Genomic DNA, 18,960 nt, shown 5'->3' with positions numbered 1-18,960 from the left:
ACATGTCCGAGCGGGTTGACCGTGCACGCATCGCCGCAGCGGTGCGCGAGCTGCTGAGCGCGATCGGATCCGATCCCGATAGCGCTGAGCTCGCGAGCACCCCTGCGCGCGTCGCCGACGCCTACGCGGAGTTCTTCGCGGGGGTTGGGGAAGATCCGGTGCAGCACCTCGCCGACGCGGTTCCTGTCGGGGAGCACACCGGTGAGCTCGTGATGCTGCGCGATATCGAACTGCGCTCGGTCTGTGAGCACCACCTACTCCCGTTCCGCGGCGTCGCGCACATTGCGTACCGGCCTGGCCGCCGCATCGTCGGGCTCAGTGCGCTGCCCAAGGTGGTCGACACGCTTGCTGCCCGGCCCCAGGTGCAGGAGCGCCTGGGCCAGCAGATCGTCGACGCGCTCAACGCCGGACTCGCCCCGGAGGGCGTGCTCGTGGTGCTCGAAGCGAGCCACGGCTGCGTCGCTGACCGCGGTGTGCGACAGACCGGAGCCGTCACCGTCACCGTCGCCTCGAGCGGAACGCTCGCCGCAGCGGGTGCCAGGGGCGAGGTGCTGGCCCTGCTCGGAGGCACGATCACCGATGGGGGATCCGCTTCATGAACACCCTGGTGATGGGAGTGCTCAACGTCACCCCCGACTCGTTCAGCGACGGCGGGCAGTTCGCCGCCACCGAGGCTGCGATCGCGCGCGGGCGTGCACTCGCGGCTCAGGGCGCAAGTATCGTCGATGTCGGCGGTGAGTCGACCCGCCCAGGCGCCACGCCCGTGTCCGTAGAGGAGGAGCAGCGTCGGGTGCTGCCGGTGATCCGTGCCCTCACCTCCGAGGGCATCGAAACCTCGATCGACACGATTCACGCCCAGACGGCCCTGGCTGCTGTTGCGGCGGGGGCTCGCAGCATCAACGATGTCTCCGGGGGGCTGCACGACCCCGCCATGCTCGATGCCGCGGCCCGGGCTGCCGCCGAGCACGGGGCACGCTTCATCATCGGTCACTGGCGCGGCATCCCCGACCCCGCGCACCAGCGCTCCGACTACGCCGATGTGATCGCCGAAGTGCGGGATGTGCTTGCCGGTCGCGCTCGGGCGGCGATCGCCGCGGGTGTCGACAGTTCGCTCATCGTGCTCGATCCCGGTCTCGGCTTCGATAAGACGGGGCAGCAGTGCTGGGCCCTGCTCGCCCACCTCGATACCCTCATCGAACTCGGCTATCCCGTGCTCGTCGGGGCCTCCCGCAAGCGCATGATCGCCGAAGCCCTGGTGGGTGCCGGCCTCGAAGCCGATCTTTCCGCCCGCGATCTCGCTACCTCGGTGGTGACGGCCCTCGCGGCTGGCTCGGCCTGGGGGGTTCGTGTGCACGACGTCGTCGGCAGCGTGCAGGCCCTTGCCGTGGCCGGGGCCTGGCAGGGCGCCCGGCCTGCCGAAGATAGGGGATCTGCCGAAGATATGGCCGATCCGCCGAGAAACGGCATATCGACGGCAGATCCCATAACTCCGGGCGGGGCGAGTTCGGCTCGTGGGGCGGATCAGGTCGGCGGTTCGGCAGACCGAATCGTGCTGACCGGCCTCGAAGTGTTCGCGCACCACGGCGTGTTCGACTTCGAACGGCAGAACGGCCAGCGCTTCATCATCGACGCCGAGGTCGCCGTCGATCTGCGCGCTGCGGCCTCCGGCGACGCGCTCGAACGCACCGTGCACTACGGCGAGCTGGCTGAGGCGATCGTTGCGGCTGTCGAACGTGACCCTGTCGACCTGATCGAGACCGTTGCCGAACGGGTGGCAGATGTCGCCCTCCGTTTTGCTGGGGTGCGCAGTGCGAAGGTGACGGTGCACAAGCCTGACGCGCCGATCGCGGCGACCTTCGCCGATGTCGCAGTGGCGGTGGTGCGGCCGTGATCGCGCAGATTGTTCCCGTGCTGCTCGCCTTCGGCGCCAACCTCGGCGACCGTGGGGAGACGATCAGGGCGGCCCAGCACGAGCTGGCGCACGCGCCCGGCATTCGCGAGTTGCGGGCCTCACCGCTGCGAGAGACCATCGCGCTCACCGTGGAGGGGCCTGATCCTGATGCGCCGCGCTACCTCAATGGTGTGGCGATCGCCGAGACTGCCATGCCACCGCATGAGCTGCTCGATCTGCTGCAACGCATCGAAACCGAACACGGCAGGGTGCGCGATGAGCGCTGGGGTGACCGCACTCTCGACATCGACCTCATTCTGTACGGCGGGCGGGTCGTCTCAGATGACCGCCTTACCGTGCCCCACCCACGCGCACACGAGCGCGACTTCGTGCTTGCGCCCTGGCTTGACCTCGACCCTGGTGCCGTGCTTATGGGCCACGGTCGGGTCGCCGATTTGCTGGCCCGCTTGGGTGACACGACGCGGCCGTTCACCGAGCCGCTGGCCCACGACGATGCTGAGGCTGCGCGTGCGACCGGCTGAGCGGGGGAGCCCTGCGGCTTTGGCGGCCGCGGCCGCTGTGGGGGCTGCTGCCGGCCTGCTCGTGCAGTTCGTGCTGTCGAACCGCGGCCACGCGCCCCTGGTGCCGCCGCTTTCGCTGCCGCTGACCCTGGGGCTGCTGGCGGTGGTGCTGCTGGTGTTCGCGCTCAGGCTGCGCCGGGCGTTGAAGAAGGGGCCAGGCGCGGTGAACCCCTTCCATGCGGTGCGGCTGCTGGTGGCCTCCCGGGCCGCGCAGCTGGTGGGCTCGCTGCTCGGCGGCTTCGGCGGCGGCCTGGCGCTTTCGTTGATCGGGCGCAGCGTGCCGGCCCCGACCGCGAGCTGGCTGCCGATGCTGCTCACACTGATTGCGGGCGCGGTGCTCACCGCCAGCGCTCTGTTCTCGGAGCATTGCTGTCGGGTGCCGCCGGGTGATGATGACGCTGAGCTTGATGATGCGGATCCCGCGCCGGGTGCCGGGCCAGCCGATCAGGCGGCGTTCCGCAAGCGTTGAGGTGAGGCGCCTGCAGTGTCGGGGGTGGCCTCTACACTGGGGGACGTGAACGACGAACAGCGCATCAGCAGCGAACCGCAGTGGCCGAATGGCGAGGTCGAATGGCAGCGGGTCTCTCCCAAGTATGCCGTGGCAGATCTGGTCCTCAATCTGCTGCTGGATGCAGTGGTGCTGATCGTGCTGGTGGTGCTGCTCGTCGTGGTGCGCGATGAGACGCCGCTGCCGCTAATCATCGGGCTGAGTGGGTTGTTCGTGGTGCTGCTCGTCAACTCGCTGCTGGCGTTCCGGCGGGTGAAGGCGATCGGCTACATCCTGCGCGAAGACGATCTTCTCTTCCGTCGCGGCATCATGTTCGAGCGGGTCATTGCCGTTCCCTATGGCCGCTTGCAGATGGTTGACGTTACGCGGGGGCCGTTGTTGCGTGCGCTGGGGCTCGCCACGCTGAAGTTTGTCACCGCTTCGGCGGCGACGGGCGTCAATCTGCCTGGTCTGCGTCTCGAAGATGCTGAGGTGCTGCGTGACCGTCTGGTGCAGCTCGCCGAGATCAGGAGGTCTGGCCTGTGACCGAGCAGCACGACGCCGACGCCCCGCCTTCGGGCAGCGGCGATGCCGGGCACACCGGCCCCGCAGATCACCCCGCGGCCGCAGGGCCCGATGCAGCGCTGGCGGGAGCGGTGGAGGCCGCTCTTCCTGGCACTGCCGACGCGGCGGGGTGGCGTCGGTTGCACCCGCTCTCGCCCTTGCTGCGAGGCGGTCTCGTGCTCATTGTGATCGCGGGCATCATTGTTGCGAACTTCCGCGATCGTTTCGTCGAGGTGTTCTTCGCAGATCAGGTGTGGCGGGGGCGAGAGGGCGTCGAGGTCGACTTCTCCGGTGAGGGCGATGTTGTCGATCTCTACAACTACTTGCTCGAGCAGGGCTTGCTGCTGCTCGTACTCGGCGGCATTCTCGCGGTCATTCTGCTGATCGTCTTGTTTTCGTGGATCGCCTGGCGCTTCCACACCTATCGCATCAACGGCGAAGCTGTCGAGGAGCAGAGCGGGGTGCTCTTCCGCAAGCACCGGCGCGCTCCCCTCGACCGGATTCAGAGCGTGAATCTCCAGCGCCCGCTTCCCGCACGTGTGCTCGGCCTGACGAAAGTTGAAGTGCTCACCGGCGGTCAGGGCGGCAAAGTTGAGCTGGCCTATCTCAGTCACCGTGATGCGAAGACGGTGCGCGAGCAGATCCTGCGGCTCGCCGCGGCGAAGCGCGAAGGGTCCGCTGGGTCGGTGGGCGGCGATACTGCGGGCCCCGGTGCGATCTCGGCCCCCGCTCCGGTTGGGCCGGATGGCTTCGTCTACGGTGCTCCGAGCAGTGCTTTGACGGCCCGCGCGCAAGATTTCGTCGATCTCGACGTCGATCCGGCGGCGCTCGAAGCGCAGACCCTGGTGCGGGTGCCGGTGGCGCGCCTCGTTGGCAGCATTGCGCTCAGCTGGGAGGCCGTGATCACCGTGGTCGTCCTCGTGGGCGTGGTGGTGGGCGGAGCAGTGCTCGAGCCCGCGCTGATCCTAGGCGTCGTCCCGCTGCTCCTTGTGATGGCGGGCATCATGTTCGGGCAGTTCAACAAGGGCTTCAACTTCACCCTCTCGCGTTCTCGTGACGCGGTGCGCACCGGGGCGGGTCTTACGTCGACGGTCACCGAGACGGTGCCGTTCGGGCGTATTCACGCCGTCGAGGCTCGCCAACCGCTTCTGTGGCGGGGCTTCGGCTGGTGGAAGGTGCGCATCACCACCGCGGGGCACTCCCTCGCGCAGGGCGGTCAGAACGCGATGCAGAATGTGGTGCTGCCTGTCGGACGAGAGCCCGATGTGCTGCGGGTCATCGAGACGCTGCTGCCCGGCGTGGGCAGTGAGGAAGACGAGATCGCCGCTTTGCGGAACGGGCTTTCGGGCGAGGCTCACGGCTATCTCGGGGCGGGGCCGCGCGGTGCGGCGGTGCTGCTGTGGGGGCGCTCGCGAGCGGGTGTGCGGATCGCCGACGCCGACCGGTCGGAGGCCACGCTGCGCGTTCGACGAGGGGCGCTCACGCGGTCCTTCGCGGTGATGCCGGTGCTGCGCGCCCAGTCGGTGCAGCTGCGCCGACCACTGCTGCACCGCTTCCTGGGGCTCGCATCGCTGCAGGCGCACACCGTGCTCGGGCCGGTGCGGATGGAGATGCGCGGCCTCGAACTGCACGACGCGCAGCGCACCTTCGACGAGCTCGCAGCCACGGTGCTGCGGGTGCAGAACGCTGAGGCGCAGCAGCGGGCCGGGACTGATGTTGCGCCTCAGCATGCTGCACCCGTTCTCCCGCAGGAGCCGCAGCCGTGAGCGCGGGACAGCAGGCGTCGCGCCTCGGCGTGGGGCTTGTGGGTGCTGGGCGGGTGGGTCCCGTGCTGGCCCGCGCCCTTGCGGGTGCCGGTCACGCGATCACCGGCATCTCGGCGATCAGTGAGCAGAGTCGTGAGCGGGCCGAGGCTATGCTGCCTGGTGTGCCGATCCTTGAGGTTGCCGAGGTGGTGCGTCGTTCAGAGCTTGTGCTGTTCGCGATCCCGGGGTCCGAACTCCCCGACCTCGTCAGCGGGCTCACCGCCACAGGGGCGTGGCAGCCAGGCCAGCTCGCGATTCACACCGCGCCCGAGCACGGCTACGGGGTGTTTGCCCCTGCCCTCGCGGCCGGTGTGATCCCGCTTGCGCTGCACCCCGCAGTTGTTTTCACAGGCACGAGCCTTGACCTCGCAAGGCTCGCCGGGGCCTCGGTTGCGGTCACCGCGCCCGCGCCAGTGCTGCCCATCGGGCAGGCTCTCGCCGTCGAGATGGGGGCTGAACCTCTGATCGTGCAGGAGCAGGATCGACCGGCCTACGCAGAGGCGATCGACGCCGCAGCCGAGTTCTCACGCGCGGTGGTGCGGCAGGCGGTCGATGCGCTTCGCGGCATCGGCGTCGAGCAGCCTGACCGCGTGGTCGGGGGAGTGGTGCGGGCCACGATCGAGGATGAGCTGCGCGACGCATTGGGCGAGCCGGGCCCGGAGGCTACTCCCTGAGCCACCCGCAGCTGCTTCGCTGCGCGGCACCACGGCTCCACGGCCCTTCGCGCTCAGCGCTGACCCCGTCAGCGCAAACCAGCGCAAGTTGGCATGTCGGAACGTGGCCCGGCGGCCCGGCGCCCCCCTGGCGCCGACCCCGCCCGAGCCGTTCCTGTCAGGGCCGGCGGATCGCGGCGGGCGGGTAGGATGGTTCGGTGCGCCGGAACCCCAGTGTCCGGTGCGCTTCGAGCCCTGACCACGGAGGATCCGCCCATGAGCGAGCAGCCCGCAGCCCCCGCGCACGTTGAAACCGAGGAAGACCTCTTCGAGCAGAAGCGCGTGCGCCTGGAGAAGCGGGACCGCCTGAATGACGGTGCCGATCTTGGCGGGGGTGCCTACCCCGTTGAGGTGCCCGTCACGGCAACGATCCCAGAGGTGCGTGCGAAGTGGGGCCACCTTGAGGCGAACCCTGACAGCGCCTCGGGCGAGACGGTCGGCATTGCGGGTCGAGTCGTGTTCCAGCGCAACACGGGCAAGCTGTGCTTTGCTTCGCTGCAGGCCGGCGACGGCACCCGTATCCAGGCGATGGTGAGTCTCGCCGAGGTGGGCGAAGAATCACTCGCCGCCTACAAGGAGCTCGTCGACCTGGGCGATCACCTCTTCGTGAGCGGTGAGGTGATTTCGAGCCGCCGCGGTGAGCTGTCGATCATGGTGCGCGAGTGGCGGGTCGCCGCGAAGGCTCTCGCCCCGCTGCCCAATATGTACGCAGAGCTCAATGAAGAGTCACGCGTGCGCCAGCGCTACCTCGACCTCATTCAGCGCGAGCAGGCCCGCATCAATGTGGTCACCCGTGCTCGCACCATGGCGAGCCTGCGCCAGACCTTTGCCGAGCGCGGCTTCATCGAGGTCGAGACGCCGATGCTGCAGACCATGCACGGCGGCGCTTCCGCACGGCCGTTCGTCACGCACTCGAATGCCTTCGACACCGAGCTCTTCCTGCGCATCGCCCCCGAGCTCTACCTCAAGCGCGCAGTGGTAGGCGGCCTCGACCGCGTCTTCGAGATCAACCGCAACTTCCGCAACGAGGGCGCAGATTCAACGCACAGCCCCGAGTTCGCGATGCTCGAGTCGTACCAGGCCTACACCGACTACAACGGCATCGCCGATCTCACGCAGCAGCTCATTCAGAACGCCGCACTCGCGGTGAACGAGGGCACTGAGCGTGAGGGCACCCACGTGGTGCGCTGGGCTGACGGCACGCTTTTCGATCTCGGCGGCGACTGGGACCGCATCTCGATGTACGGCACGCTGTCCGAGGCCGCGGGTCGCGAGATCACCCCTGAGACCTCCGTCGCAGAGTTGCTGTCGATTGCCGAGGCCGAAGGTGTCGAGGTGCGTTTGCCCAACCACGGCAAGCTCGTCGAGGAGCTTTGGGAGCACTTCGTGAAAGACGGGCTCACCCGCCCCACTTTCGTCATGGACTTCCCTGTCGAGACGAGCCCGCTCACGCGTCACCACCGATCCATCCCCGGCGTTGTCGAGAAGTGGGATCTCTACGTGCGCGGCTTCGAGTTGGCCACGGGCTACTCGGAGCTTGTCGATCCTGTGGTGCAGCGCGAGCGTTTCGTGCAGCAGGCGGCGGAGGCTGCTCGCGGCGATGACGAGGCGATGAGCGTTGACGAGGACTTCCTGCGCGCTCTCGAGCACGGCATGCCGCCTTCGGGTGGCATGGGCATGGGTATGGATCGTCTGCTCATGGCGCTCACGGGCCTCGGGATTCGCGAGACGATTCTCTTCCCGCTCGTGAAGTAGACCCTCCGCTTGCGCCGCCACGGGAACGCTCGTGGCGGTCCCAGGATTTGCCCGGGAGAGGGCCGGTACGCTGGGGGTCATGGATAACTGGTGGATGAACGCGATCTGGTCGCTGATCCCGACCGTGCTCATCGGTCTGTTTTTCTGGATGGTGCTGCGCCTCATTTTGCGCGCGGATCGCACGGAGCGCCGGGTATACCAGCAGATTGAGAACGAGGAGCGCGCCAAAGCGGGCCTTCCGCTGCGCGACGAATCCTGACTGCTGCCTCGATAGAGTGTTCTCACACGCGTGAGAGTCGCTCATCGGGGGTTCAGGGAGGCAGGCGGGCATGGATCTGAGCTGGTTCGGATTCAATTGGCCGTACCTGTGGACACTGACAGCGCTGATCGTTGACAACGTCATCAGGATCGTGGCGCTCTTCGTGGTGCCGCGCAACCGCCGGCCCACTTCCGGTATGGCCTGGCTGCTCGCGATCTTCCTGCTGCCGGTGCCCGGGTTGCTGCTCTTCCTCATCATCGGCAGTAAGCGCCTACCGAAGAAGCGCGAGCTGATGCAGGAGGCCGTCAACGAGTTCGTTGCAGAGGTGTCGCGCCGTGAAGATAACGGCCTGGTGACCCCCGAGTCCCAGCTGCCGCCCGGGGTCGACAACGCTGTGAAGCTGGGTCGTTCGCTCGGCGCTCAGCCGATGCTGCTCGGCAACTCGGCCTCGCTCTGCATCGACTACGAGGAATCGCTCGCGCGTATGGCAGAGGCGATCCGCCAGGCCGAGGAATACGTGCACATCGAGTTCTACATCCTCGTGCATGACCGCACCACCGATGATGTCTTCGCCGCGATGCGCGAGGCGATCGCGCGGGGGGTCAAGGTGCGTGTGCTGCTCGACCACATCTCTGCTGTGCGCAATCCCGGTGCGAAGCGCACGCGGCGGAGCCTCACCGAGATGGGTGCGGAGTGGGATTACCTGCTGCCGGTGCGGCCATGGCGGGGCGAATACCAGCGGCCGGATCTGCGCAATCACCGCAAGCTTCTCGTGGTCGATGGCAAGGTCGGTTTCATGGGCTCGCAGAATCTTGTCGATTCGAGCTACAACAAGCGTGCGAATCGTCGCCGCGGGCTGCACTGGAAAGACCTGATGGTGCGTGTCGAGGGGCCGATCGTGCTGGGCCTGGAGGCGGTGTTCCAAGGCGACTGGTACATCGAGACCGGTGAGTACCTCACGAATATCGCGGAGGGGGAGCTCGAGGTCGATCGGCCGGGTCGACTCGACTGCCAGATCGTGCCCAGCGGGCCCGGCTACGGTGCCGAGAACAACCTGCAGGTGTTCGTCTCCCTGCTGTACGCGGCTCAGCGGCGTATCAGCATTACGAGCCCGTATTTCGTGCCTGAGGGGTCGATCATGAACGCGGTGCGTGCGGCGACGGCGCGCGGTGTGGAGGTCGAACTCTTCGTGTCTGAGATCGGTGATCAGGCAGTGGTGTATCACGCGCAGCGCTCGTACTATGAGGAGCTGCTGCGGGCTGGGGTGCGGATCTGGATGTTCCGGCCGCCCTACATTCTGCACTCGAAGCACTTCACGATCGACGACGATGTTGCCGTGGTGGGCTCGTCGAACATGGATCAGCGGTCATTCGGCTTGAATATGGAGATCTCGATGGTGGTGCACGGCGCGGCCTTCGTGCAAGATCTCGACGGAGTCAACGCCTACTACCGCGAGAACGCTCGTGAATTGACGCTGGAGGAATGGCAGCAGCAGTCGTTGCCGTCCCAGCTGCTCGACGGTCTGGCCCGTCTCACCTCAGCACTGCAGTAGCCGTTCGGCGGGTGTGAGCGGGCACGCCGTTGAGCCCCGTTGGTCTCGTTTTGGAATTCTGCCGCTGGTGTGTCAGCATTCCTCTACCGTATTCAACGGAAGGAAACGCAATGGCGCGTCAGACTGCTTCCCCCCTACCCGAAAACACCCCTGTGGTGAGCACCTCAGGTGATGAAGGCGCGGCAGTAGCTGCAGCGTCTGCGGTGAAGAAATCTCGGGCAACGAAGCCGAGAACCGTGAAGCCCCGCACGTCGAAGTCGGCGGCCAAGAGCGCTGTCTCGAATGCGGCTGCAACACCTGCGGCAGCTGCAAAGCCCCGCGCTGCTGCGAAGCCGCGTGCGGCGGCGAAGGCAGCGGCTGGGGGCGGATCCGCCACCTCCGAATCACCCGCCGTGAAGAAGCCCGTTGCGCTGCGCAAACGGCCTCGGAAAGCCCCTGTTACTGGCCCAGTCACCATCGGGCGCAGCGGGTTCACGAAACTCAAGAACATCTCTGAGATTCGCCACTATCTGCGCACGAGCGACACCCCCGTGTTCTTCGTGGGGGCCACCGCATTCAATCTGCTCGGGCTCGACCGCTGGGTGCGAGGCTTCTCGTTCATCACCTACTACGACAGCTGGGATGGCAACCATCCGCGGGTGTTCACGCCGACCGAGAAGCCGTATGTCGAGTTTGAAAGCGGCGAGCAGATCAACAACTGGTTGCTCAGCAACCATGAGGTGCGCGCCCACATCGAGCGCCGCACCCCGCCCGGTGTGCGGCCGCAGGTGGTGATGGTGTTCTTCGATGAGGAGACCGAGCGCATCTGCGAAGAGCTCGACTACGAGCTGATTCTGCCGAGCAGCGAACTGCGCGAGCGTCTCGACTCGAAGATCGTCACCACCCAGATCGCCGATTCGGTTGGTGTGCCCAGCGTGCCCAATGTGCTCACCACGGTGCGCGACTGGGATGAGCTGGTGGCCGTCGCCGAGCGCGCCGGATTGGGCCAGGATCTCGTGATCCAGACCGCTTACGGCGACTCTGGCAAGACCACCTACTTCGTGACGAGCGAGGCCGAGTTCGCGGCCATCGCCGACGACATCACCAATGTTGAGATCAAGGTGATGAAGCGGATCAACAACCGTCCGATCGCCATCGAAGCGGTGCTGACCAGGCAAGGCACCGTGGTGGGGCCGTGCATGACCGAGATCACGGGGCACGCCGACCTCACGCCATACCGCGGCGGCTGGGCCGGCAATGAGATGTTTCCGACGGTGCTCGACGATGAGAGCCGCCATGCCGCGATCGCGCTCGTGCGCAGACTTGGCGACCGTCTCGGCAAAGAGGGCTACCGCGGCTTCTTCGAGGTCGATGTGCTGCTCGACACCGATACCGGCGACGTCTATCTCGGCGAGTTGAACCCGCGCATCAGCGGTGCTTCGGCGATCACGAATGTCACCGCCGGGGCCTACGCCGATGTGCCGCTGTTCGCCTTTCACCTGCTCGAATACTCGGGTGTCGACTTCGAGATCGACGTCGAAGAGATCAATCAGCGCTGGGAAGATCTTGCCTCTGAAGACGAGTGGAGCCACATGGTGATCAAGCACACGAGCCATACTGTCGAGCGCATCGACGCGGCGCCGCGCACCGGGCGCTATTCGCTCGACCACTTCGGCAACCTCGTCTATACGCATCACGACTACGACTGGCACCTGCTGGGCAACGAGTCCGATGCGTTCTACCTGCGCATTTACCAGGAGGGCGACTACCGCTGGAAGGGCGCCGATCTGGGCATCCTGGTAACGAAAGCGCACCTCGAGGCGAGCCATGGTGGTCTCACGCTGCACGCGAAGTACCTCATCGATGCGATCCGCGGCATGTACCGCACCACAGTGGTCGAGGGGGAGGAGCCCGCGCCGAAGCCGGCACCAGCCAAGGGCAAGTGAGCTGCGTGGAATACTGAACAGATGAATGCTGAGACCGGATACGGCCTGAACGGCCCGAGCACGGGCGTCATCGAGGTCGTCCCCCCGCTCGATCAGTGGCAGTTCGCGCCGTACTTGCAGTGGTCGATGCAGAACATCCAGTCCTTCCTGCCAGTGCACCCGATCCGCCGGGGGGTGCGAGCCACCGAGTTCGCGCTTCGCCCGGCGGATCTCGGTGCCCTCACCGTGCCGCACCCCTGGGAAGATCGCAGCGCGAGCTTCGCCGAGGTGATGGCGGCCACGTACACCGACGGGTGGATGATCACCCACCGCGGCGCGATCGTGGGTGAGCAGTACCTGGGCACACTGGGGCCGGCGGTCATGCACCTGCTGATGTCGGTGTCGAAGTCGCTCACGGCGACGACAGCGGGGCTGCTCGCGGCGAGCGGAGAGCTGCACCTCGACGCCGCAGTGACCGACTACGTGCCGCAGCTTGCGGGCTCCGGGTATGACGGGGCGCTCGTGCGCCACCTCGTCGACATGCGCACCGGGGTGCATTTCTCAGAGGAATATCTCAACGAGGATGCCGAGGTGCGGCTGCTCGAGGAGGCGATCGGCTGGGCCCCGAAGAAGCACCCGGAGGTGCCCGATTCGCTGCTCGGATTCCTGGCGACGCTGAGGCAGGAGAAGCCGCACGGCGGATCGTTCGACTACAAATCGTGTGAAACCGATGCCCTGGGCTTCGTGATCCAAGGCGCGGCGGGCAGACACGCGGGCGATGTGATGTCGGAACGGCTGTGGCAGCCGATGGGCGCTGAGTTCGACGCGCACGTCGGCATCGACAGCGTGGGTGGCGGCATGTTCGACGGGGGCGTGTCTGCTGCGATGCGGGATCTCGCGCGCTTCGGCAACCTCTACGTCAACCAGGGGTACGCCCTCGACGGCGTGGCGGTGCTGCCCGAGTGGTGGGTGGAGGACACCTTCGCGGGCGGGCCCGATTCGCGGGCGGCGTTCGCCAGCTCAGACGATGCGACCTACATGCGCGGTGGGATGTACCGCAACGGGTTCTGGTTCCCCGGCGAGAGCGGCGATGTGATGCTGGCGCTCGGCATCCACGGCCAGATGATCTACATGAACAGGGTCACGGGTGTCGTTGCGGTAAAGGTGTCAAGCTGGCCCACACCGCAGGATGCCGAGAAGCTGTTCTGGACGGTGCGCGCCTTCGAAGTTGCCTCGTGGGCGCTCAACCGCGGAGAGGCGTAGCCGTCTCAGTTGCTCGGGCGACGCGCAGCGCGCGCCCTGCGTGTGGTGCGGCCCGGTGTGCCGAGGGATCGTCGACCGAAGCATCGCCGAGCTGATCGCGGCTGAGCAACCAGATATCGCCGTTCAGGATGCGCGGCACTGCCGAGTCCCCGAGGCGGGCCAGCCCCGCTCGCAGCAGCGCGCCGTGCGCGACTACGATGGTGCCCGGTGCGCGGTCGAGGATGCCGAGTAAGGCGCCAGCGGCCCGCTCGGCGAGCAAGTCGTTGGGCTCGGCGCCCGGGATATCGAGCCCCGGCCAGCGCTCGTGCGCATCGCTCACGAGCAGGCCCTCGGCCGGGCCGAAGTCGCGTTCCCAGAGCGCAGCGTCGGTGCGTGCCTGGGGGAGTCCGAGCGCTGTCGCGATGATCTCGGCCGTCTCGATCGCGCGCCCGAGGGGCGAACTGAGCAGGCCACGCCAGGGGGCGCCGCCTTCGTCAGCGAGTTCGGCGAGGCGGGCCGCCGCCGCGGCAGCCTGGGCGCGCCCCGTCGTGTTGAGCGGCACCTCGGTGCGTCCCTGGATGCGGCGCGCCAGGTTCCAGTCGGTTTCGCCGTGTCGCACCAGGGCGATGGCGTTTGCGGTCAACGGGGTCATGCATTCACCATAGGCGGTACCGGCTGAGCCGCTTCGGATGCGGACCCGCGGCGCCCCTGGACCGGCTGTTGCCGAGACCCGGCCGACCGCGCTCCGACCGCTCGATGCCCGGCGGGTGCCGCGGCGTAGGCGATCGCGCGTTCGATTTCGATGCGCACGCGCGTGCCGGCGGCGCAGCGCACCCCGTGTTCGCGGCTGCGCAGCCGCAGCCCGCTCCAGTCGACGACGAGGTCGTCGCCGTCACGGCCGAAGAGCGAGGAGACCACGACGGCGGGCCCGTCCGCATCCGGGACGACGCGCACATGCTCGGGCAGCACCGCCAGCTCGACGGTGCTCCCCGGCGCGGCGCTGGATGCGGCCTCGGCGGCGGGCGGCGCGGCTCCGGGTCCGACCGCGATCCGCCCAGATGAGACATGGAGAGGCAGCCCGTCTGCGCGGAATCCGCTCCCGTCGAGCCCGCCGGCGATGACGGTTGCATCGGCGATGAAGCCCGCCACGAAGGCCGAGGCGGGGCTCCGTAGCAGCTCGGCCGGGGTGCCCTGCTGCTGGACATGGCCGCCGTCGAGCACCACAACGCGGTCAGCCAGCGCCAGTGCCTCGCTGCGGTCGTGGGTCACGTGCAGCACCGTGAGCCCCAGCTGCCGGGTCAGTTGCCGCAGCTCGAGCCGCAGCCGGTCGCGCAGCGGCTCGTCAAGCGCCGACAGTGCCTCATCGAGGAGCAGTACGCGCGGGCGCGCGACGATGGCGCGGGCGATCGCGACGCGCTGCCGTTGACCGCCCGACAGCGTCGCCGGGTTGCGGCGCTCGGCGCCGGCGAGGCCGACGAGCTCGAGCGCTTCCGAGACGCGGCGCACCCGCTCGGCACGGGCCACCCCGGCGCGTCTGAGCGGGTAGTCGATGTTGCGGCCCACGCTCCAGTGTGGCCAGACCGCGTGCTGCTGGAACACCATGCCGAGGCCGCGGCGCTCGGGCTCCACGCAGCGGTCGGCGTCGGCCACGACGGCGTCGCCGATCCGCACCGATCCTGCTGTGGGCCGCACGAATCCTGCAATGGTGCGCAGCAGTGTCGTCTTGCCCGAGCCCGAGGGGCCGATGAGCGCCACGAACTCGCCGTCGCCGACCCGCAGATCGATGTCGGCGAGACCGAGATGGCCGCCCGGGTAGGCGAGGCTGACGGAAGTGAGGGAGACCGAAGACATGGGGGTTCCTAACGGGAGCTGCGCGCGGTGAGACCGAGACCGGCGAGACCGACGAGCGCGACGATGAGAGAGAGTGCAGAAGAAGCGTTGTAGGCACCGGCCTGCTGCAGATTGAAAATGACCACGCCCAGGGTCTGCGAACCGGGGGAGAGCAGCAGCACCGACAGGGTGAGCTCGCGCACCGCGGTGAGTGCGACGAGCACCGCCCCCGACAGTGCGGCGGGTACGGCCATGCGGCACGAGATGTCCCACAGCGCCCGCAGGCGTGAGGCACCCGCCACCCGCGCGGCTTCCTCGGCGGTGGCCGGGGTCGCCGCGAGCGGAGCGCTCACCGACTGCACGACGAGCGCGAGGAACGAGGTGAGGTAGGCGCAGAGGATGATCCACGGTGTGTTGTAGAGCCCGATGCTCGGGGCGATCACCAGCCAGGCCACCGCGATCACGAGGCCCGGGATCGCTTGCGGCAGCAGTGCGAGCCCCAGTAGTCCGGCGTTATCGCGGGCGCGCGTGCGGGTGACGAGCGTGCCGATCGCGAGCCCCAGCAGACCACAGATCACGGCCGCGGAGACGGCGAGCATCACCGAGTTGCCGATGCCGGTGAGCGTGCCTGACGCCGTCAGCGCGCGCTCAAAGCTCGCGAGCGTGAGGTTTTCGAGGGTGAACGGCACCCCGGGCGCGGGCAGCAGCGACTGGGCGGTCAGCGTGACGAGGGGCAGCACGGTCACCGCAAGCACGATGACGGCCGTCACGACCCCGGCAGGCACGCGCGCTCGGCCGAGCGGTAGCCGATCCGGTGCCGCGGCCTGCCCATCGAGTTCGACGCGGGTGCGAGAACGGAGCAGGTCCACCACCGCGCCGAGCAGTGCGATCACCAGCAGCACGAAGCCGATCGCCGCGACCACCGAGAGGGGATCCTCGACCGTGCCCGACTGGAGATAGCGGTAGACGAGCGTCGACAGCGTGACATAGCGCTCGGGCAGGCCGATGATCGAAGGGATACCGAAATCGGCGAGGTTCGAGACGGCAATGAGCGTGAACGATGACAGCATGGCGGGGCGCAGCAGCGGCAGCGTCACCACCATCATCGCGCGGCCGGCAGAGGAACCGGCGATCCGTGCCGCCTGTTCGAGGTCGGCCGGCACACGCCGTAGCGCCGCGGTGACGATCATCATTGCGACGGGGAAGCCGTGCAGGGTGAGGAGGAAGACGACGCCGTCGCCGCCATACAGATTCCAGAGCGGTGCGCCGAAGCGGGCCGACCACCACGAGTTGACGGGCGAGCTCGGCCCGAGCAGACTCAGCCACGCGATCGCGCCCACGAACGGCGGCATGAGCAACGGGCTCAGTGCGAGCAGGCGCAGCGCACGACGGCCCGGCAGATCGGTGCGTTCGAGCAGCAGCGCGAGGGCGGTGCCGACGACCACGGCGAGCGCCCCCGACAGCGCGGCCGAGACGAGCGAGTTGACCGTCGCCTCGAGCACCGCGGGGTCGGCGAGCTGAGACCAGCCGCCGCCCGTCGCGGCGATCGCCACAATGGCCGCGATCGGCAGCACCACGAGCGCGCCGACCGCGATCCACAACGCGCCGCGAACGGCGCCGAGGCCGTCGAGGCGCGCGGTGCGCCCGCGGGGCCGGCCGGTGACGACCGGCCCCGCGGGCACGAGCACGTTACTGGAAGAGGCCATTGAAGGTCTCGACCGCGGATGCCTGGGTGGCGCGGATCTTCTCCAGCTCGGGGGTCAGCAGCACAATGTCCGAGATCTCCGGAGCGCCCTTCGGGCTCTGCACGTCCTCGCGGATCGGCAGGTAGGACTGGGTGACGGCGATCTCCTGGCCCTGCTTGCTGATCAGGAAATCGACCAGCAGTTTTGCGGCCTCCGGCTGCTCGGTGTCGGCGAAGATGCCGACCGGCTGCGACACGAAGGGCACGCCCTCCTCGGGGTAGACCGCCTCGATCGGCGAACCGGCCGCGGCGAGATCGCGCACGAGCGAGTCAACGACGATGCCGACGGGGCTGCTGCCCTCGGCGACCGCCTGCGACACCGGGCCGTTGCTCTCGGCAATCAGCGGCTGGTTCGCGGCGAGACCCTCGAGCCAGCTCAGCCCGAGCTTCGGCTCGTCGAGCCAGACGGCGGCGTTGTAGGCCGCTGCGCCGGACACATCGGGGTTGGGCATGGCGATCTTGCCTGCGTAGGCGGGGTCGGTGAGATCGTGCCACGAGCTCGGCGCGTCGGTGATCGTGTTCGTGTTGATCGCGATCACCGTCGGCAGCAGGCGCGTGCCCACGTAGAAGTGCTCGGGGTCGATGAGATCCTGCTTGATGCTTGCGGCCTCGGGCGACTCGTACTCGAGCAGCAGATCGCGCTCGGCGTAGTCCTCGAAGGTGGGGGCATCGGCGGCGAGCAGCAGGTCGGCGCCGATGTCGCCGGCCTTCTCCTCGGCGGCGATTCGGGCGGTGAGGTCGCCGGTGCCGGCGCGGAACACCTCGACGTCGATCTCGGGGTGTTGCTCGGTGAAGGCAGCGATGAGCGCGTCGATCTTCTCCTGCGGCTCCGAGGTGTAGAGGGTAAGGCTCGCGGGCTCGGCCTGAGGGGCATTTGACGCGTCGGCGGAGGGTGCCGCGCATGCGGTGAGTGCGAACGCCGAGAGGGAGAGCGCCGCGACGGCGCCGAGCGAACGGTTACGGGACATGATCTGCTTTCTCTAGTTTCTCTAGGGGTACTGCGCGGTGCGTGAGGGGTCGGGAGAAGATGGGTGGCGGCGAGTGCAGGCCGATTGCGGCGGCGCTTACGCCGAGGGCGGTGAACTGCACGAGCGAGAACATGGGGGCGTCGTGCCCGGCGACGGTGTCGGGGCCCGCGTCCATCACCTGGTGGTAGGCGAGCGAGGGGCCGACAAACACGGGGATACCGCCGAGCGAGGCCGTGAGCGAGTGATGGAAGTGGCCGGCGAGGATTGCGCGGGTGTCGGAGCCTTCGAGCACGCTCAGCAGTTCGTGTGCGTCTGCGAGGCCCTGCGTGCTGAGCGACGGGAGCGGCGACTCGACGGGTGCGTGGTGCAGCGCGACGATGCTGCCGGATTCGGACGGCTCGCGGAGGGTCTCGGCGAGCCAGGCCAGCTGTTCGGCACCGAGCGAGCCGGTGCTCGAGTCGAGGCGCACGATGCGGTATCCCTCGACGTGCTCGACGCCGACGTGGCCGTGGCGGTGGCGGGGCAGCACGGTGGCGGCGGTCGGATCGTCGTGGTTACCGAGCACGGTGAAGACGGGGGCGCCCACGATCTTGGCCAGTCGGTCGCAGGCACGCGCGACGGCGGGATACGCTCCCGGGTGGCCTCGCTGCGCGAGGTCGCCCGTGATGATGATGGCCTCAGGCGTCATGCCGACCGAGCGCGCGTACTCGCCCACGCGTTCGAGACGGCCGACGCCGTCGACAGTGCCGTAGAGCAGCCCCTCCTCGGTGGCGTGCACGTCGCTGATGTGCAGCACGGTGAAGCGCCCGGTCGCCGAGCTCATCGGACCGGCTCGGGATCGGCGGCGGGCGAAGCGGGTGCAGCGACGGGCGAAGTCGGTTCGGCCGTGGGCACCCGGCGGGCGAGTGCGGAGAAGTGTTCGGTTCGGGCACCGTGCCGCAGCAGATACGAGTGCGCGCCGCCCAGCTGATCGACGAGGTCGAGGGCGACGAGCAGGGCTTCCGCGGGGCTGTCGAGGTGCAGACGTTCGGCATCAGCCCGCGCGGTCGCGGCGAGGTCGAGCGCGTCGAGCTGCTGGGCAACGAGTTCGCGTCGGGCCGGGCGCACCGTCGACCCCGAGCGTGCGTAGTCGTCGAGCACGTCGCAGCGCGGCTCGCCCGCGGCCAGCCTGGCGAGTGCGACGACGAGGCCGGTGCGGTCCTTGCCAGCGGTGCAGTGCACGACGGCGGTGCCGGGGTGCTCGGCGATCGCGATCACGGCCGCGGCGAGCTGCGGGCCGCGATCCCGCACGAGGCCGGTGTAGACCGACTCGATCGTGCCACTCGTCGGCGGGCGCTTGCCGTAGAGGGGGAGTGATTGCACAGTGAGGGAGTGGCGGCGCTTGCTGCGCTCGGAGGGTTCGCGCAGGTCGATTACGAGGTCGACGCCCCGGTCGCGCAGGGCGCGCTCGCCGTCGGCGGTGAGCTCGTCGAGCGCGGCCGCCCGTACGAGCCACGGTGCATGCTTGGCTCCGATGGCGCGGGCGTTGTAGCTGCCGTCGAGCGGGAATTCGAACACGGGACTCCTCGGATGATGCGGCGGTGATTCCGCTTCGTTCCAGAATTTCTGGAACGTGTTACATCACCACTATCGAGGGGCCGAGTGACCGGAGGATGAACGGGGAGG

Annotated in this window: 18 protein-coding genes; 12 read left to right on the top strand and 6 right to left on the bottom strand. The window is 68.2% G+C overall.

From position 1 onward, the window contains the following. Window positions 1-2 precede the first annotated feature (2 nt). From folE to WFI54_RS06635, 12 genes are all read left to right on the top strand, one after another. A complete protein-coding gene (folE, locus tag WFI54_RS06690; protein ID WP_336652014.1) occupies window positions 3-599 on the top strand; it encodes a GTP cyclohydrolase I in 597 nt (198 codons plus the stop codon). Next, window positions 596-1,891, top strand: coding sequence for a dihydropteroate synthase (gene folP / locus WFI54_RS06685; protein ID WP_336652013.1), 1,296 nt, complete (start codon window positions 596-598; stop codon window positions 1,889-1,891). Before folE ends, folP begins: the two co-directional genes overlap by 4 nt. Continuing rightward, a complete protein-coding gene (gene folK, locus WFI54_RS06680; RefSeq protein WP_336652012.1) occupies window positions 1,888-2,433 on the top strand; it encodes a 2-amino-4-hydroxy-6-hydroxymethyldihydropteridine diphosphokinase in 546 nt (181 codons plus the stop codon). The genes folP and folK overlap by 4 nt, the downstream gene beginning before the upstream one ends. Beyond that, window positions 2,420-2,941, top strand: a complete 522-nt coding sequence (locus WFI54_RS06675; RefSeq protein WP_336652011.1) for a DUF3180 family protein — start codon at window positions 2,420-2,422, stop codon at window positions 2,939-2,941. Before folK ends, WFI54_RS06675 begins: the two co-directional genes overlap by 14 nt. Before the next feature lie 45 nt (window positions 2,942-2,986). Next, window positions 2,987-3,505, top strand: coding sequence for a PH domain-containing protein (locus tag WFI54_RS06670; protein WP_336652010.1), 519 nt, complete (start codon window positions 2,987-2,989; stop codon window positions 3,503-3,505). Continuing rightward, window positions 3,502-5,289 carry a PH domain-containing protein gene (locus WFI54_RS06665; RefSeq protein ID WP_336652009.1) on the top strand — a complete coding sequence of 596 codons (1,788 nt, stop codon included), beginning with the start codon at window positions 3,502-3,504 and terminating at the stop codon, window positions 5,287-5,289. The genes WFI54_RS06670 and WFI54_RS06665 overlap by 4 nt, the downstream gene beginning before the upstream one ends. After that, on the top strand, window positions 5,286-6,002 hold the full coding sequence (locus WFI54_RS06660) for a Rossmann-like and DUF2520 domain-containing protein (protein ID WP_336652008.1): 717 nt from the start codon (window positions 5,286-5,288) through the stop codon (window positions 6,000-6,002). The genes WFI54_RS06665 and WFI54_RS06660 overlap by 4 nt, the downstream gene beginning before the upstream one ends. A 255-nt stretch (window positions 6,003-6,257) precedes the next feature. After that, on the top strand, window positions 6,258-7,796 hold the full coding sequence (gene lysS / locus WFI54_RS06655; protein ID WP_336652007.1) for a lysine--tRNA ligase: 1,539 nt from the start codon (window positions 6,258-6,260) through the stop codon (window positions 7,794-7,796). A 79-nt stretch (window positions 7,797-7,875) separates the two neighbouring features. Next, window positions 7,876-8,055 carry a hypothetical protein gene (locus tag WFI54_RS06650; RefSeq protein ID WP_024355613.1) on the top strand — a complete coding sequence of 60 codons (180 nt, stop codon included), beginning with the start codon at window positions 7,876-7,878 and terminating at the stop codon, window positions 8,053-8,055. A gap of 70 nt (window positions 8,056-8,125) precedes the next feature. Continuing rightward, entirely contained in the window at window positions 8,126-9,607 is a 1,482-nt protein-coding gene (cls, locus tag WFI54_RS06645) for a cardiolipin synthase (RefSeq protein WP_336652006.1), read from the top strand. A gap of 236 nt (window positions 9,608-9,843) precedes the next feature. Further along, a complete protein-coding gene (locus WFI54_RS06640; protein WP_336652005.1) occupies window positions 9,844-11,532 on the top strand; it encodes a biotin carboxylase in 1,689 nt (562 codons plus the stop codon). 21 nt (window positions 11,533-11,553) lie between these two features. Further along, window positions 11,554-12,774, top strand: coding sequence for a serine hydrolase domain-containing protein (locus WFI54_RS06635; protein WP_336652004.1), 1,221 nt, complete (start codon window positions 11,554-11,556; stop codon window positions 12,772-12,774). On the opposite strand, the gene WFI54_RS06630 is transcribed toward WFI54_RS06635, so the two are convergent. The 6 genes from WFI54_RS06630 to WFI54_RS06605 are packed head-to-tail and all read right to left on the bottom strand — an operon-like array spanning window position 12,755 to window position 18,852. After that, window positions 12,755-13,405 carry a histidine phosphatase family protein gene (locus WFI54_RS06630; protein WP_336652003.1) on the bottom strand — a complete coding sequence of 217 codons (651 nt, stop codon included), beginning with the start codon at window positions 13,403-13,405 and terminating at the stop codon, window positions 12,755-12,757. The genes WFI54_RS06635 and WFI54_RS06630 overlap by 20 nt on opposite strands. Beyond that, window positions 13,402-14,604 (bottom strand): ABC transporter ATP-binding protein, encoded by a 1,203-nt coding sequence (locus WFI54_RS06625; RefSeq protein WP_336652002.1) that lies wholly within the window; start codon window positions 14,602-14,604, stop codon window positions 13,402-13,404. The genes WFI54_RS06630 and WFI54_RS06625 overlap by 4 nt, the downstream gene beginning before the upstream one ends. 8 nt (window positions 14,605-14,612) lie before the next feature. Beyond that, entirely contained in the window at window positions 14,613-16,289 is a 1,677-nt protein-coding gene (locus WFI54_RS06620) for an ABC transporter permease (protein WP_336652001.1), read from the bottom strand. Continuing rightward, window positions 16,273-17,295, bottom strand: coding sequence for an ABC transporter substrate-binding protein (locus WFI54_RS06615; RefSeq protein ID WP_336652000.1), 1,023 nt, complete (start codon window positions 17,293-17,295; stop codon window positions 16,273-16,275). The genes WFI54_RS06620 and WFI54_RS06615 overlap by 17 nt, the downstream gene beginning before the upstream one ends. Continuing rightward, entirely contained in the window at window positions 17,285-18,118 is an 834-nt protein-coding gene (locus tag WFI54_RS06610; protein ID WP_336651999.1) for a metallophosphoesterase, read from the bottom strand. The genes WFI54_RS06615 and WFI54_RS06610 overlap by 11 nt, the downstream gene beginning before the upstream one ends. Next, on the bottom strand, window positions 18,115-18,852 hold the full coding sequence (locus tag WFI54_RS06605; RefSeq protein WP_336651998.1) for a tyrosine-protein phosphatase: 738 nt from the start codon (window positions 18,850-18,852) through the stop codon (window positions 18,115-18,117). The genes WFI54_RS06610 and WFI54_RS06605 overlap by 4 nt, the downstream gene beginning before the upstream one ends. Between the last annotated feature and the right edge of the window lie 108 nt (window positions 18,853-18,960).

This window comes from Leucobacter sp. MMO-125, from assembly GCF_037148395.1.
Taxonomy (GTDB): domain Bacteria; phylum Actinomycetota; class Actinomycetes; order Actinomycetales; family Microbacteriaceae; genus Leucobacter.
This window is presented reverse-complemented; position numbering and strand designations above follow the sequence as displayed.